The organism is Streptomyces sp. NPDC050703, assembly GCF_040654435.1.
Classification (GTDB): domain Bacteria; phylum Actinomycetota; class Actinomycetes; order Streptomycetales; family Streptomycetaceae; genus Streptomyces.
Genome location: NZ_JBFAHX010000022.1, coordinates 129227 through 143946, shown reverse-complemented (window position 1 = coordinate 143946; position 14720 = coordinate 129227). Strand labels below are relative to the sequence as shown.

The window sequence follows — 14720 nt, the reverse complement described above, 5'->3', positions numbered from 1 at the left end:
GTCGATGATGACGCGCATGCCGCGCTGGTGGGCGCTGTCGACGAACTCCACGAAGTCGGCCAGGTCACCGAAGTCCGGCAGCACCGCCGTGTAGTTCGCGACGTCGTAACCGCCGTCCTTGAGCGGTGACTCGAAGAAGGGCGGCAGCCAGAGGCAGTCGACGCCGAGCCACTGGAGGTAGTCGAGCTTGGCGGTGATGCCCTTCAGGTCACCGATGCCGTCGCCGTTGCTGTCCTGGAAGGAGCGGACGAGGACCTCGTAGAACACCGCGCGCTTGAACCAGTCGGGGTCCCGGTCCTTGCTCGGCGTGTCCTCGAACGTGTCCTGGACGGGCTCATTGACCATCATGGTGTGGATGACCCTCCGGTCGTCGGGCGGTCGGCCGGCTCGCCCGGACCGTCCAGTGCCTCACGTCGCTGCACGGTCAGCACGTGCGCGCCGCCCGGACCGAGGCGCACGTAGTTGTCCCTGCCCCAGTGGTAGGTATCACCGGTGAGCTCGTCGCGCACCGGCACGGTCTCGTGCCAGTCGAGGCCCAGCTCCGGCATGTCCAGCGAGACCGTCGTCTCCTGGGTGTGGTGGGGGTCGAGGTTGACGGCTACCACGACGACGTCCTCGCCCGCACGCTTGCTGTAGATGATCAGGCGGTCGTTGTCCGCCCGGTGGAATCGGAGGTTCCTGAGCAGTTGCAGTGCCCGGTGGTGACGCCTTATCCCGTTGAGCGTGGTGATGAGGGGCGCGATGGAGTATCCCTCGCGCTCGGCCGCCGCCCAGTCCCGCGGGCGCAGCTCGTACTTCTCGGAGTTCAGGTACTCCTCGCTGCCCGCCCGTACCGGGGTGTTCTCGCACAGCTCGAACCCGGCGTAGATGCCCCACGTCGGTGCGAGTGTCGCGGCGAGCACCGCGCGGGCCTCGAAGGCGGCACGGCCGCCCTCCTGGAGGTAGCCCGGCAGGATGTCGGGGGTGTTGGCGAAGAGGTTGGGGCGCAGATAGGCGGCGCTCTCCACGCTGAGGTCGGTCAGGCACTCGGTGAGCTCGGCCTTGGTGTTGCGCCACGTGAAGTACGTGTACGACTGCTGGAAACCGGCCGCGGCCAGGGCCCGCATGACCGCCGGGCGGGTGAAGGCCTCGGCGAGGAAGATGACGTCCGGGTCGGTGGCGTTGACGCGGGCGATCACCTGCTCCCAGAACACCACGGGCTTGGTGTGCGGGTTGTCGACGCGGAAGATCCGCACGCCGTGCCCCATCCAGAACCGCAGCAGCCGCTCGGTCTCCGCGATCAGCCCCACCAGGTCGGCCCCGAAGGCGATCGGGTAGATGTCCTGGTACTTCTTCGGCGGGTTCTCCGCGTACGCGATGGTCCCGTCCGCCCGGTGCTGGAACCACTGCGGGTGCTCCTCCACCCACGGGTGGTCCGGCGAGCACTGGAGCGCGAAGTCCAGGGCGACTTCGAGACCCACCTCGTCCGCCCTGCGCACGAAGGCGTCGAAGTCGTCGAGCGTGCCGAGGTCGGGGTGGACGGCGTCGTGGCCGCCCGCCGGGGAGCCGATCGCCCACGGCACGCCGACATCCCGCGGGCCGGCCACGAGGGAGTTGTTCGGGCCCTTGCGGTGCGTACCGCCGATCGGGTGGACCGGCGGCAGGTAGACCACGTCGAAGCCCATGTCCGCGATGGCCGGCAGCCGCTCGGCGGCCGTGCGGAACGTCCCCGGGACCGGCGCGGCCCCCGGACGGAGCACCGCGCCCTCCGAGCGCGGGAAGAACTCGTACCAGGAGCCGAAGAGCGCGCGGCTCCGCTCCACGAGCAGGGGCAGGGGGGCCGAGCGGGTGACCCGCTCCCGCAGCGGGTGGCGCGCCAGCACCGATTCCACCCTGGGGGTGAGTGCCGCCGCCAAACGGTCCACCGCCGGGCGCGATTCGTCCCGCAGCGCCTCCGCCGCGTCGAGCAGGGCCCGGCGGCCGGCACCCTCGGGCACTCCGCGCGCGGCGCGGTCGTACAGCAGCGCGCCCTCTTCGAGGGTGACTCCGGTGTCGATCCCCGCCGGGACCTTCACCCCGGCGGTGCGGCGCCATCCCGTCACCAGGTCCGCCCACGCCTCCACGGCGTACGTCCAGCGGCCCTCGGCGTCGGGGGTGACGTCGGCGCCCCAGCGGTCGGTGCCGGGGGCCAGTTCGCGCATCGGGGTCCAGGGCCCCGTGCGGCCGTCGGGGCCGAGCAGCACGACGTTGGCGGCGACCGCCTCGTGGCCCTCGCCGAAGACCGTGGCCGTGACCTGGAAGGTCTCCCCCGGCACGGCCTTGGCGGGGCGGCGCCCGCCCTCGACCACCGGGCGCACGTCACGGACGGGGACGTCGAAGGTGACCGGACGCTCCGTGGGCACCGGCGGCGTCGTCCGCGGGGCGGCGGCGCGCTTGCGTGCGGGCGCCTTCGACCGGGCGGCGCCCCGCTCCCGGGCGGACGGCTCGGCCCTGGCGGCGCTCCGCTTCGGGGCGCGGGCCTTCGGGGCCGGTGGCTTCGCGGCGGGTGCCCTCACGGCAGACGTCTTCGGGGCATCCGTCTTCGGGGCGTCCGTCTTCGCGGCCGGTGCCTCGGCGCGGGCCGCGCTCCGCTGCGGCGCCGGGGCGGGCGGCTTCGGCCGGGTGGTGCTCCGTTCCGCGACGGCGGGGGCCGACCGGGTGGTACTCCGTTCCGCGACGGAGGTCGTCGGCCGGGCGGCGCTCGTCTGCGGAGCCTGGGTCATCGATCTCTCCTCTGCCGGAATCCGGCGTTCGGGGCGCGGACTGCCGCCATACGGGGTGGACGGCCACCGGCCGCCGGTCGCTCGCCGACGGCGTGAAGGCCGCAGGCCCAGGTAGAACTCGGCCGTCTCCGCCGCGACCCGGGCCGTGCACTCACCCATCAGCACACACAGCGTGTACGCCGTGTTCTCGAAGCGCATCCGCACGCCGCTGTCGGCGGGGTCGGCGAGGAGCAGCCGTTCCCATGCCCGGTACGTGCCCAGGTGCCGCGCGACCTCGGCCTTGGCAGGCAACAGCATCCGTTGCTCACCTTCTGGAGGGACCGGCGTGATCGCCGACCAGAGCTTGTGGACCCATAGTGCACGGGCGCACACGAAGCGTCCTGTTGGATCTTCAACCACTACGCGAGTGGCTCGTGTTGCACGAATGGAGCAGCGCACCCACTCTGATAGTGACTCAGAAGCGATCCACGCTCACGCTTCGTGCTCGGGGTGCGGCTCGCCGAGCCGTTTCGGTACCGGATGCTTCGCTGAAGGGAGCCAAGAGCGATGAAAAGGTCAACCCCCTGCTACTACCACCTAGAGGTGGAGATCACCCCGGAGAGGATCGAGCAGGTCGGGCGCATCCTTGCCGCCCATCTCCGGCACTGGGGGCTGGGAACGCTCGTCGAACCCGTGAGCCACTGCGCCGGCGTGCTGCTGCGTGCGGTGGTGGAGCACGGGACGGACAAGAACACCGCCGTGGAGCTGTGGTGGAACAGGCAGCACCTCATCACCGCCGTGTCGGACAACGAGCCCGGCCTGCCGGACCCGCACTACGGACCGCAGGGCTGCCTGGCACAGATCGCCGCGCTCAGCGACGGCTGGGGGAACTACCCCGCGAACGACGGAAAGATCATCTGGTTCTCGCACCGCGCGCGCTCCGCCGAACGGGCCCCGCTGACGCCCTTCATGCCCACGCCGGGACTGCGCACGGCCCTGCACGTCCCCCGGGAACTCCCCGTCGCCGGACTCGCCGCGCGGGAACCGGGGGAACCGCTGGTCGCCGCCGCCCTGCCGGGCACCCACAACCGGCGCTCCGACGGATCGTGCCCCAGGATGGTGGAACGATCCCCAGCGCAGGAACCGCGGCCGCACACCGCTCCCGCCGTGTGAGCGCCACGTTCACGCGGCGGCGCACCGGGCCGCGGCGCCCGCCGGGGAAGCCGCGGCCTTCCGGCGTCCCGACGCCCGGCGCGCGGTCAGACTCGGACCACGCTCATCCGTACGGAGGCAGCGCGTGCGCACCTGGACCGGACGCCCCTTCCCCCTCGGCGCCACCTACGACGGCGAGGGCACCAACTTCGCCCTCTTCAGCGAGGCCGCCGACCGTGTCGACCTCATCCTCGTCGACGAGGACGGCACGCACCGAAGCGTCACCCTCACCGAGGTCGACGGCTTCATCTGGCACGGCCACCTGCCGGGCATCGGCCCCGGTCAGCGCTACGGCTACCGGGTGCACGGCCCCTGGGACCCGGCCGCCGGGCACCGCTGCAACCCCGCGAAGCTGCTCCTCGACCCCTACGCGAGGGCCTTCGAGGGGCAGATCGACAACCACCCGTCCCTCTACGAACTCGCCGGGGACGGCCCCGACCCGGCCGACAGCGCCGCGCACACCCTGCTCTCGGTGGTGACCGACGACGCCTTCGACTGGGAGGGTGACGTGCCGCCCAGACGGCGGTACGCCGACAGCGTGATCTACGAAGCGCATGTGCGCGGCCTGACCCGCAGGCACCCGGGGGTCCCCGCGAAGCTGCGCGGCACCTACGCGGGGTTCGCGACCGAGCCGGTCATCGACCACCTGCTCTCCCTCGGGGTGACCGCCGTCGAGCTGATGCCGGTGCACCAGTTCGCGCAGGACGGCTTCCTGCGCGACCGGGGGCTCTCCAACTACTGGGGGTACACCTCCATCGGCTTCTTCGCCCCGCACAACGCCTACGCGGCCGACGGCTCGCGCGGCGAACAGGTCACCGAGTTCAAGTCGATGGTCAAGAAGCTGCACGCCGCCGGGCTCGAAGTGATCCTCGACGTGGTCTACAACCACACCGCGGAGGGCAACGAGAACGGCCCGACGCTGGCCTTCCGCGGCATCGACAACGCCTCGTACTACCGGCTCGCGGAGGACGACCCCGCGCACTACTTCGACACCACCGGCACGGGCAACAGCCTGCTGATGCGCCATCCCAACGTGCTTCAGCTCGTCATGGACTCGCTGCGGTACTGGGTCACCGAGATGCACGTCGACGGCTTCCGCTTCGACCTGGCGGCGACGCTCGCGCGCCAGTTCCACGACGTGGACCGGCTCTCGGCGTTCTTCGACATGGTCCAGCAGGACCCGGTGGTCGGCCGCGTCAAGCTCATCGCCGAGCCGTGGGACGTCGGCGAGGGCGGTTACCAGGTCGGCAACTTCCCGCCGCTGTGGTCGGAGTGGAACGGCAAGTACCGGGACTCGGTGCGCGACTTCTGGCGCGGCGAGGAGCACGCGCTCCCCGAGTTCGCCTCCCGCCTCACCGGCTCCGCCGACCTCTACCAGCACGACCGCCGCAGGCCGCGCGCCAGCGTCAACTTCGTGACCGCCCACGACGGCTTCACACTGCGGGACCTGGTCTCGTACGACCGGAAGCACAACGAGGCCAACGGCGAGGGCAACGAGGACGGTGAGAGTCACAACCGCTCGTGGAACTGCGGCGTCGAGGGGCCCACCGACGACGAGGCGGTGCTCGAACTGCGGGGCAGGCAGCAGCGCAACTTCCTGGCCACCCTGCTGCTCTCGCAGGGCATCCCGATGATCGCCCACGGCGACGAGCTGGGCCGCACGCAGCGGGGCAACAACAACGCCTACTGCCAGGACAGCGAGCTGACCTGGGTCGACTGGGACCTCGACCACGAACAGCGCGACCTCGTCGCCTTCACCCGGCGCTGCATCTCCCTGCGCACCGCCCACCCGGTGCTGCGAAGACGCCGCTTCTTCCGCGGCGACACGGTGACGCACGAGGGGCAGCCCCTCGCGGACCTGGTGTGGCTGCGGCCCGACGCGCGGGAGATGGCGGAGGACGACTGGCAGCGGGCGGACGCGCACTCCGTCGGCGTCTTCCTCAACGGCGACGCGATCGCGGAGCCGGACCCCCAGGGCATGCCCGTGGTCGACGACTCCTTTCTGCTGTTGTTGAACAGCTTCCGGGAGCCGGTCGTCTTCCGGCTGCCCGAGCCCGCGTACGGTGAGCGGTGGATGACACGGATCGACACCTCGGACCCCCAGGGCCTTTCGGACGAGACCGAACACAAGGCGGGCAGCGAGGTCGCCGTCGCGGCACACGGTCTGCTCCTGCTCTCCCGGCCCTCCATGACCGCGAGCGGCACCGCGCGAGACCGCTGCCCGGACGACGACGCCCCATGAGGCCCCCGATACGCCATCCGTGGGAGAAGCCGGGCCCGGCGGGCCCTCAAGCACAGGTGCCGGAGTAATTCTCGAGGGTGCCTCGAATTCCAGGACGGGTTGCACATGCACCACGACGACAGGAAGCCACCGGGCCGGGAGAGCACGGCCGTCGCGGGCGAGGACGCCGGCTCCGCCAGGCGGACCGGGTCCGTACTGAGTGAGTCAGCGGTCGGGGCTCCCTGCTGGGTCAGCCTGACGGCACGAGACCTCACCACCGCACAGAAGTTCTACGGAGCGGTGATGGGCTGGCGGTTCCGGCCGGCCAAACTCGGCGAGCAGTTCTCGGTCGCCACCGCCGGGGGCGACCCCGTGGCCGGGGTCGGCGCCGTCGCCACCTCGCTGCAGATCGCGGCGGCGTGGACCCCGTACTTCGCGGTGCTCGGCGCCGACGAGACGGTGTCCCGGGTGCGGGAGCGCGGCGGGACGGTCGCGGTGGGGCCGATCCCCTTCCCCAACGGGCGCGCGGCCCTGCTGTCCGACCGGGACGGGGCCGTGTTCGGCGTCTGGGAGGGCGAGATCCTCACGAGCTGGCGGAGCGCGTCGCACGCCGCGCCCGCCTGGCTGCGCCTGAGCACCCGCGACGCCTTCGACGCCGCCATCTTCTACGGCGAGGTGCTCGACTGGGCGTGCGGGCGGCCGGAGTGCTGCGAGGTGCGCTACCAGGAGGAAGAGGTGGTCCTCTTCAGCGGCGGCCGCCCGGCGGCCCGGCTCAGCTCGGGGGCCGTCGAGGCGTCCCCCGACCCGTCCGTCCGGCCGCACTGGCAGGTCCACTTCACCGTGGAGGACGTCGAGGCGTGTGTGCGCGCCGCGGCCGAGAACGGCGGCCACGTGATCGACCAGGACCTCTCGGGGCGGCCCCCGTCGGCGACCCTGCGCGACCCCGACGGCGCGCGGTTCAGGGTCATCGCCAGGGAGCCGGGACCGCGCCCGGCCTGACGGGGCGGGGCGGGCCCGGGGGACGGGCCGGGAGCCGGGTCAGCAAGCGCCCGGCTTCCGGCCCGTCCTGCCGCGGCTGCCGAGGGCGCGCTGGGCGGTGGAGAAGATTCCGGAGCCGTAGCGGCGGCGCAGGGCGGCCCGCGCGGCGTTCGCGCCGGGGGCCCCGTGGACTCCGCCGCCGGGGTGCGCCGACGCGGACGCGAGGTAGAGGTGCGGCACCGGGGTCTCCGGGCGGCCCGCTCCGGGTACCGGCCGGAAGACGAGCTGCTGGTGCATGTTGGTCGTACCGGAGTTGATCGCCCCGCCCCGCAGGTTGGTGTTCAGCTCCTCCAGCGTGGGCGGCGCCAGGATGCGCCGGCCGATGATCCTGTCGCGGAAGCCGGGCGCCAGGCGCTCGATCTGCGTCTCCACCCGGTCGGCCATGGCCTCGTTCTCGCGCTTGTCCCACCTGCCCGTGAGGCCGTCGTCGCCGGCGTCGTCCCGTACGTGGTGGGGCACGTGCGTGTACGCCCACGCCGATTCGGTGCCCGCCGGGGAGCGTGTGGCGTCCGCGGTGGTCATCTGGCCCACCAGCGAGAAGGGCCTGTCGGGTACGAGGCTCATCGCGATCTGCGCGGCGAACCGCGTCAGCTCGTCGACGCCGTCGGCGACGTGGACCGTTCCCGCGCCCCGCGCGCCCTCCGCCGTCCAGGGGATCGGCCCCGACAGGGCCCAGTCCACCTTGAACGTGGCGAAGTCCCACTGGAAGCGGCGCAGATCCTGGAGCAGGCGGTGCGGCAGATGCGCGGCGTCGACCAGCTTTCCGTACAGGTCGGGGGCGGCCACGTCGGCGAGGACGGCCTTGCGGGCCACCACGCCCTCGCCCGCGGCGGTGCGCACGCCGACCGCGCGGCCGCCGCGCACGACCACCTCGGTGACCCGCTCCCCGCAGCGCACCGTGCCGCCCTTGCGCTCCAGGCGGCCGACCAGGGCGGACGTCAGCGCCCCTGCCCCGCCGACGGGGACCGGGAACCCGTACGTCTGGCCGAGCATGGACATCAGCCAGCCGAAGCCGCCGCTGCCCGCCGCCTCGGGGGCGAGGTCGGCGTGCAGGGCGTTGCCCGCGAGCAGCAGCCTGCCGCCCTCGCCCGCGAACTCCTCCTCGCCCAGCCTGCGCACGGGGAGCACCAGTGACCGCGCCACCCGCAGGCCGCCGCCCGCCCTGAGCCTGGCGGCCAGGGTCAGGCCCGAGCGCACCGGCGGGAACGGCGTGAACAGGGCGTCGATCAGCGGCTCGCGGAGGCGGTCCCAGATGGTGTGCAGGTTCTCCCAGCCGCGCGCGTCGCCCTCGGCGAAGGAGTCGACGGAGGCGAGGGTGACGTCGCGGTCGCGGCTCAGGACCGCGCAGCGGCCGTCGGCCAGCGGGTGGGCGAGCACGTGTTCGGCGTGGGACCAGCGCAGGCCGTCGCGCTCCAGGTGGAGCCCGTCGATGACCGGCGAAGCGGCCGCCAGCGGGTAGAAGGCGCTGAACACGTCGCTGATGTAGTCGGGGTGCACCCCGCGGTCGCTGCGGACGGCGCCGCCCGGCTCGTCCTGCGCCTCCAGGACCTCCACGCTCCATCCGGCGTCGGCCAGCAGGTTCGCCGCCACGAGACCGTTGGGTCCCGCACCGATCACCACTGCGTCCGGCATGAGTACTCCCCCGTCTCAGGTCGTCGTGTGCTGGGCCGCGCGGTCGTGGGGCCTGCCCCGCTCGACCAGCGCCGCGAGGCGGCCGAGCATGCTGCGGTGCCGGATCTGGATCAGGGCGTCGACGGCGGCGTTGTGCAGGGCGCCGCCCGGGCCCTGCAGCGGGTGTTCGTCGACGCGCACCAGGGTGTGCTCGCCCCAGGGCTGCACCTCGATGGCGATCCGGGCCGTGCCGAGGGCCCCGCTGTAGGCCTCCAGTTCGAGCCGGTCCGGCCGTTCGAGGCGGCGCACCACGGTGTGCCCCGTGAACTCCCGTGGGCCGAGCCGGATGGTGTACTCGATGCGGGACCCGACCTCGGGCCAGTGCCCGTCGATCGGCCGGGAGTCGTGCGTGCCGACCACCCAGTCGGCGTACCGGTGCCCGTCGTCGAGCACCTCCCACACCGCCGAGGGGGGCTTCTTGATCAGGTGATGGCGTACGGCCACGTCATGCCCTTTCGTCCGGCGCGAGCCCGTCCGGGCCGGCGCGTCCGCACTCTTCCTGCCTCTCCGTCCACGGCGGAGGCGGCATCACGGCAGCGGGGTGCCGCCGGTCGCGTTCACGATCTCCGCGGTGATGAAGCTCGCGTGCTGGGACGCGAGGAACACATAGGCGGGCGCCATCTCGGCGGGCTGGGCGGGCCTGCCCATCGGCGCCTGCTTGCCGAACTCCGTGGTGTCCGGCAGCGTCGCGGGGATCAGCGGGGTCCACACCGGCCCCGGGGCCACGGCGTTGACGCGGATGCCGTCCTCGACCAGCATCTGCGCGAGCCCCTGGGTGAAGGTGACGATGGCGCCCTTGGTCATCGCGTAGTCCAGCAGGTGCGGGCTCGGCTTGTAGGCCTGTACCGACGTGGTGTTGATGATGGAGCCGCCCGCCGGGATGTGCGGCACCGCCATCTTGCTGAGCCAGAACATGCCGTACAGGTTCGTGTGCATCACGCGGTCGAACTGCTCGGTGGAGATGTCGCCGATCCCGCCGGGCTGCGACATCTGGTACGCGGCGTTGTTGACGAGGACGTCGATCCGGCCGAACTCCTCCACCGCGCGCGCCACGAGCCTGCGGCACTGCTCCTCCTCGCGGATGTCGCAGGGCACGGCGACCGCCTTGCGCCCTGCCTCCTCGACGAGGCGCGCCGTCTCCCTCGCGTCGCCCGCCTCTTCGGGCAGATGGGTGAAGAGGACGTCCGCACCCTCCCGCGCGAAGGCGATGGCGACGGCCCTGCCGATGCCGGAGTCGCCGCCGGTCAGCAGCACCTTGCGCTCCTTGAGGAGGCCGCTGCCCCGGTACGAGTCCTCGCCGTGGTCCGGTGGCGGGTCCATGGGCCCCGTCCAGCCGGGCGTCTCCTGGTCCTGCTGCGCGAAGTCCGGCTGGGGGTGGCGCGTCGTCGGGTCCTGCCGGTCCGGGGCGCCGGTGGCGTCGTTCATCAGTGGTGGCCTTCCTGCTCGTTCCTTCCACCCTCGGTGCGGCGGGCCGCCGCCGCACGCGGGGAGGTGCCTCGGGTGCCCCGGCGAACGGGGGTGAAACGGGCGCATCGGCGATCGGAATCGCCTCCCGGGCTCCGCGGGCCTCGACGTGAAGCCTTGACCAACGGTTGATCACTGGACTAAGTGCCAGATCAGGGATGCTTATTACTCATTCTTTGGCAGAATTTTGCTCTGTCATCGAAGGTTAATGCGATGGCAAAGTGGAGGACACGACGGCCCAGCAGGCTGTCTCCCGGGGCCCTCCGGAGCCGGTATCCCGGCCCTCCGCGCCGCCCCTCCCTCACCCTCGACCCGACCACACCGCGTCCCGGCCCCGGCCGTGCGGACGCAGGAGGCAGGCCACCATGAAGTCACTGATCGACAACGCCCGATCGTTCGCCGCGACCCATGTCGCGGACCCACGGAACACCGAGGCCTTCCGGGCCCTCGGCGCGGGGCAGTCCCCCGAGGCCCTGTTCATCACGTGCTCCGACTCGCGCGTCGTCCCCTCCCTGATCACCGGAGCGCGCCCCGGCGAGCTCTTCGAACTCCGCACGGCGGGCAACGTCATACCCCCCTACCCCTCGGCCGGCGCCGCGGAGCGCGAGGGCCACCCGATGAGCGAGGCGGCCACCATCGAGTACGCCGTGTGCGTCCTCGGGGTCGGCTCCATCGTCGTCTGCGGGCACTCGCACTGCGGCGCGGTCGGCGCGCTGGTGCGGGGCGAGGACCTGTCGGCCGTGCCGGCCGTCCGCGACTGGCTCGACCACTCCGTCGCCCCCGACGACGTCCTGCGCTCCCTCACCCCGGACGCGGAGGACGTCGCGGAGGCCGTGCAGGAGCACGTGCTCGCCCAGGTGGCGCGCGTGCGCGCGTACCCGTGCGTCCGGGAGCGCGTCGACGCCGGCGCGCTGACCCTGCACGCCTGGTACTACGAGGTGCACACCGGTGCCGTCCTCGTCCACCGCCCCTCATCCGGCGGCCGCCCCACGTCAGGCGACCGCCCGGCGTTCGGTCCCCTGTGAAGCCCGCCGCGCCCCCGAGCCCGGCCCGCTCCCACGACAGGACCCGCCACTCTGATGTCCTCCTTCCTCTCCCCCTACCGCAAGCTGCGTGAGCCCGGCGTCCTCCGCCAGGACCTCCTCGCCTCCCTCGTCGTCTTCCTCGTCGCCCTGCCCCTCTGCGTGGGCGTCGCCGTCGCCTCCGGCGTCCCCGCCGAACTCGGCCTGGTCACCGGCATCGTCGGCGGCCTGGTCGTCGGCTGCCTGCCCGGCAGCGCCCTCCAGGTCAGCGGCCCCGCCGCCGGCCTCACCGTGCTCGTCTTCGAGGCGGTGCGCGAGTTCGGGCTCGGCATGCTCGGCGCCATCGTGCTGCTCACCGGCGCGCTCCAGGTCACCCTCGGCCTGCTGCGCTGCGGCCGGTGGTTCCGCGCGATCTCCGTCTCCGTCGTCCAGGGCATGCTGGCCGGCATCGGCCTCGTACTGATCCTGGGCCAGCTCTACACCATGGCCGGCGCGGAACAGCCGCGTTCCGGCACCGACAAGATCGCCGGGCTGCCCCGCCTCATCGGCGACGTCCTCACCGACAGCGCGTCCCTGACCGCCGCGGCCGTCGGCGCCGGCACCATCGCCGTCCTCGTGTTCTGGCCGAAGCTGCCCGCCGCCGCGCGCGTGGTGCCCGCCCCCCTGGCGGCGGTCGCCCTGGCCACCGCCGCGGTGGCCGGTCTCCGCCTCGACGTGGCGAACGTGGAGGTGCGCGGCCTCATCGACGCCGTCCAGCCGCCCGGTCTCGGCGATCTCGCCGACCTCGGCAGCGTGGCGGTGCTCGGCACGGTCCTCGCGTTCACGCTGATCGCGTCCGCGGAGTCCCTGTTCAGCGCGGCGGCGGTGGACCGCATGCACGACGGGCCGCGCACGCACTACGACAAGGAACTCGTCGCCCAGGGCGTCGGGAACACGGTGTGCGGCGCGCTGGGCGCGCTGCCCATGACGGCGGTCATCGTGCGCAGTTCCGCCAACGTGCGGGCCGGTGCGCGCACGCCGCTCTCCCGCATCGCGCACGGCGCCTGGCTGCTGCTCTTCGCCGTGCTGGTGCCGTCCGCGCTCGGCATCATCCCGCTGGCCGCGCTCGCCGGTGTCCTCGTGCACGCCGGCTGCAAGCTGATCCCCGTCAAGGAGATCGTCCCGCTCGCCCGCGCCCACCGGGGCGAGGCCGTCGTCCTCGCGGCCACCGCGATCGCCATCGTGGTGACCAACATGTTCGAGGGCGTGGTGCTCGGCCTGGTCCTCGCCGTGGTCAAGTCCGCCTGGGACACCTCCCATGTGCAGGTGGACGTGCGTGAACTCACCGACGGCCGCATGGTCGTGACGCTCACGGGCAACGCCACGTTCCTGCGGCTCCCGCGCATCCTGGAGACGCTGGAGGCCTTGCCCAAGGACCGGCCCATCGAGCTGGACCTGACCGTGGTGCGCCACCTCGACCACGCCTGCCGCACGACGCTGGAGAACTGGGCCCTGCGGCACAACGACAGCGGCACGGAGGCCGTCCGGATGCGGACGCGTCCGCCGTCCCGCTCCGGCTCCGGCTCCCGCTCCGGCTCCGGCTCCGGCGATCCCGGGGAGCCCACGGAGCCGGGCAGGCCCGCCGAGGTCCCCGCCCAGGCGTCCGCCCACAGCTGACCGAGACCGCCGGACCGCCCGCCCGAACCACGCCCATGGCTCGCCGCGCGGCGGTCCGGCGTGCCCGCGTACGGCGGTCCGGCGTGCCCGCGCGCGGCGGCCGGAAGTGGTCTTCGCCACCTCTTGACACTCCTTTGACCTTCTCTTTACCTTCGAACGGCGATGGGGCAGATCATCCGAAACCATCGCTTACGGCTCATATCTATGGAGGTTCCACCATGGAGCAGCTCATCAAGCGCATGACCGAAGAGTCCGTGTGGCAGAAGTGGGTCGCCGTCAACTCGGCCCAGGGCGCGGCCGGTTCGGCCAAGGACGGCTGTATCAGCTCGGCGCCGAAGAGCGGCTGCATCAGCGCCACCGGCAAGACCGGCTGCATCTCCTGACCCCGTTGAGCCACTGAGCGCCGGGCGGGGCCGCCACCGCAGCCGCCGGCGCAGGCGGCGGCCCCGCCCCCACCCCCGGCCCCCTCCCCCCTCCGGAGCCCCCATGAACCGCCTGCCGAGCGCCGACGTCCTGGACCGGGTCCGGGACATCCCCCTCTACCGCGCGTCCGTCGAGCGCGGTGACTTCCCGATCCTGGAGAAGCCCGCGCTGGCCGAGGGCTTCCCCGACAACTGGATGACCCCCGAGCTGGCCCGCGCCCTGGAGACCGGCGAGGCGGAGTACGTGCTCTCCACCGGCACCAACCACGCCCGCATGCGGCTCATCCGCCCGCCGTACTTCCTGCTCCGCTCCTACTACCGCCTCTGGAGCGAGCACCCGGCGCTCGGCGCGTCCTGGCACGACGGCGCCCGGCGGATCTCCCTGACCACGGTCCTCGCCACCGAGCACGTCGCCCGCGTCAACTCCCGCAAGCCGGGCGCCACACCGGGCGAACGCTGGCTCGACGACCGCACCCTCTACCTCAACCGCCGCCTGGACCCGGCCGACTGGGACCGCGCCGAGGTCGGGCGGATGCTCGCCGAGATCCGGGAGGTCGCCGCCGCGCATCCCCGGGGCTCGTACCTCCTCGACTGCTCCGGCTACCACCTGGCCCACCTCGTCACCAAGGTCACCAAGTGGGACCTGTGGGACGCCTTTCCGCCGCCGGCCGGCATCGTCCACGCGTACGAGTACACACCCCTCAACGTCCGCGCCGCCCTGCGGGCCCGCTTCGGCTGCCCCGTCGTGGACCTCTTCGGCAGCACGGAACTCGGCTACCTCTTCTCCGGCGAGGCCGACGGCTCGTACCGGCCCCACCTGGACGGCATGAGCGTGGAGCTGATCCCGGTGGAGCCCGGCAGCGGTATCCACAGCCTCATCGTCACCAGCATCCGCAACCCGTACATGCCGCTGGTCCGCTACCGCTCCGGCGACTGCGTCCGCACCCGTGACGGCAGCACCGACCCACGGCGGATCGTCTCCTTCTGCGGGCGCGAGAAGGAGCTGCTCGCCACTCCCGCGGGCCCCGTGGCCCAGGCCGACCTGGACGCGCGCGTCGCCGCGGTCACCCCCCGGGTCTTCCTCCAGCAACTGCGGCTGAGCGGTGAGACCGAGTGCCTGCTGTGGTGCACGACCTTCGACGGCACCCCGCCGACGCCCGGGGAGAGCCGCGAACTCGCGCGGTCCGTCGGCGAGTTGACCGGGCGCGCCTGCCGGGTCGAGCACCGTGCCCGCATCCCCGTCGGACGCTCCGGCAAGTACGCCTGGCTGATCCCGTAGCGCCCAGCCCCCAGA

Annotated in this window: 12 protein-coding genes and 1 pseudogene; 7 read left to right on the top strand and 6 right to left on the bottom strand. The window is 72.7% G+C overall.

The features are described from left to right. From AB0I16_RS21495 to AB0I16_RS21485, 3 genes and pseudogenes are all read right to left on the bottom strand, one after another. Positions 1-348: alpha-amylase family glycosyl hydrolase (locus AB0I16_RS21495; RefSeq protein WP_363251049.1), on the bottom strand; the 348-nt coding region annotated here is incomplete at its 3' end. Next, positions 345-2381: an alpha-1,4-glucan--maltose-1-phosphate maltosyltransferase gene (locus AB0I16_RS21490; RefSeq protein ID WP_363251058.1), complete on the bottom strand. Its 2037-nt coding sequence runs from the start codon at positions 2379-2381 to the stop codon at positions 345-347. The genes AB0I16_RS21495 and AB0I16_RS21490, both read right to left, overlap by 4 nt. Positions 2382-2858: 477 nt before the next feature. After that, positions 2859-3038 (bottom strand): annotated as a pseudogene (locus AB0I16_RS21485) (DUF5133 domain-containing protein); the annotation flags it as partial. Between the two features lie 249 nt (positions 3039-3287). Between AB0I16_RS21485 and AB0I16_RS21480 the strand changes: the two are divergent. From AB0I16_RS21480 to AB0I16_RS21470, 3 genes are all read left to right on the top strand, one after another. Continuing rightward, positions 3288-3893 (top strand): pep a2, encoded by a 606-nt coding sequence (locus AB0I16_RS21480; RefSeq protein WP_363251048.1) that lies wholly within the window; start codon positions 3288-3290, stop codon positions 3891-3893. A 124-nt stretch (positions 3894-4017) separates the two neighbouring features. Further along, complete coding sequence (gene glgX / locus AB0I16_RS21475) at positions 4018-6174, top strand: glycogen debranching protein GlgX (protein ID WP_363251047.1); 2157 nt, start codon at positions 4018-4020, stop codon at positions 6172-6174. Positions 6175-6279: 105 nt separating this feature from the next. Continuing rightward, positions 6280-7152 (top strand): VOC family protein, encoded by an 873-nt coding sequence (locus AB0I16_RS21470; protein WP_363251046.1) that lies wholly within the window; start codon positions 6280-6282, stop codon positions 7150-7152. A 39-nt stretch (positions 7153-7191) separates the two neighbouring features. On the opposite strand, the gene AB0I16_RS21465 is transcribed toward AB0I16_RS21470, so the two are convergent. From AB0I16_RS21465 to AB0I16_RS21455, 3 genes are all read right to left on the bottom strand, one after another. Further along, positions 7192-8823 (bottom strand): NAD(P)/FAD-dependent oxidoreductase, encoded by a 1632-nt coding sequence (locus tag AB0I16_RS21465; RefSeq protein ID WP_363251045.1) that lies wholly within the window; start codon positions 8821-8823, stop codon positions 7192-7194. Positions 8824-8838: 15 nt separating this feature from the next. Further along, on the bottom strand, positions 8839-9306 hold the full coding sequence (locus AB0I16_RS21460; protein WP_363251044.1) for an SRPBCC family protein: 468 nt from the start codon (positions 9304-9306) through the stop codon (positions 8839-8841). Between the two features lie 84 nt (positions 9307-9390). Beyond that, complete coding sequence (locus AB0I16_RS21455) at positions 9391-10287, bottom strand: SDR family oxidoreductase (protein WP_363251043.1); 897 nt, start codon at positions 10285-10287, stop codon at positions 9391-9393. 404 nt (positions 10288-10691) lie between these two features. Here AB0I16_RS21455 and AB0I16_RS21450 point away from each other — a divergent pair, with 404 nt between their 5' ends. From AB0I16_RS21450 to AB0I16_RS21435, 4 genes are all read left to right on the top strand, one after another. Then, positions 10692-11351 carry a carbonic anhydrase gene (locus AB0I16_RS21450; RefSeq protein ID WP_363251042.1) on the top strand — a complete coding sequence of 220 codons (660 nt, stop codon included), beginning with the start codon at positions 10692-10694 and terminating at the stop codon, positions 11349-11351. A 54-nt stretch (positions 11352-11405) separates the two neighbouring features. Beyond that, positions 11406-13004, top strand: coding sequence for a SulP family inorganic anion transporter (locus AB0I16_RS21445; RefSeq protein WP_363251041.1), 1599 nt, complete (start codon positions 11406-11408; stop codon positions 13002-13004). A 218-nt stretch (positions 13005-13222) separates the two neighbouring features. Beyond that, positions 13223-13387: a hypothetical protein gene (locus AB0I16_RS21440; RefSeq protein WP_363251040.1), complete on the top strand. Its 165-nt coding sequence runs from the start codon at positions 13223-13225 to the stop codon at positions 13385-13387. A gap of 103 nt (positions 13388-13490) precedes the next feature. After that, entirely contained in the window at positions 13491-14705 is a 1215-nt protein-coding gene (locus AB0I16_RS21435; protein WP_363251039.1) for a hypothetical protein, read from the top strand. The last annotated feature ends 15 nt before the right edge of the window (positions 14706-14720 follow it).

What these genes read in the sequence shown, in the direction of transcription:
- AB0I16_RS21480 (WP_363251048.1), top strand. Translation starts at nt 3,288, where the DNA reads ATGAAAAGGTCAACCCCCTGCTACTACCACCTAGAGGTGGAGATCACC.
- AB0I16_RS21470 (WP_363251046.1), top strand. Translation starts at nt 6,280, where the DNA reads ATGCACCACGACGACAGGAAGCCACCGGGCCGGGAGAGCACGGCCGTC.
- AB0I16_RS21465 (WP_363251045.1), bottom strand. Translation starts at nt 8,823, where the DNA reads ATGCCGGACGCAGTGGTGATCGGTGCGGGACCCAACGGTCTCGTGGCG.
- AB0I16_RS21455 (WP_363251043.1), bottom strand. Translation starts at nt 10,287, where the DNA reads ATGAACGACGCCACCGGCGCCCCGGACCGGCAGGACCCGACGACGCGC.
- AB0I16_RS21450 (WP_363251042.1), top strand. Translation starts at nt 10,692, where the DNA reads ATGAAGTCACTGATCGACAACGCCCGATCGTTCGCCGCGACCCATGTC.
- AB0I16_RS21445 (WP_363251041.1), top strand. Translation starts at nt 11,406, where the DNA reads ATGTCCTCCTTCCTCTCCCCCTACCGCAAGCTGCGTGAGCCCGGCGTC.
- AB0I16_RS21440 (WP_363251040.1), top strand. Translation starts at nt 13,223, where the DNA reads ATGGAGCAGCTCATCAAGCGCATGACCGAAGAGTCCGTGTGGCAGAAG.
- AB0I16_RS21435 (WP_363251039.1), top strand. Translation starts at nt 13,491, where the DNA reads ATGAACCGCCTGCCGAGCGCCGACGTCCTGGACCGGGTCCGGGACATC.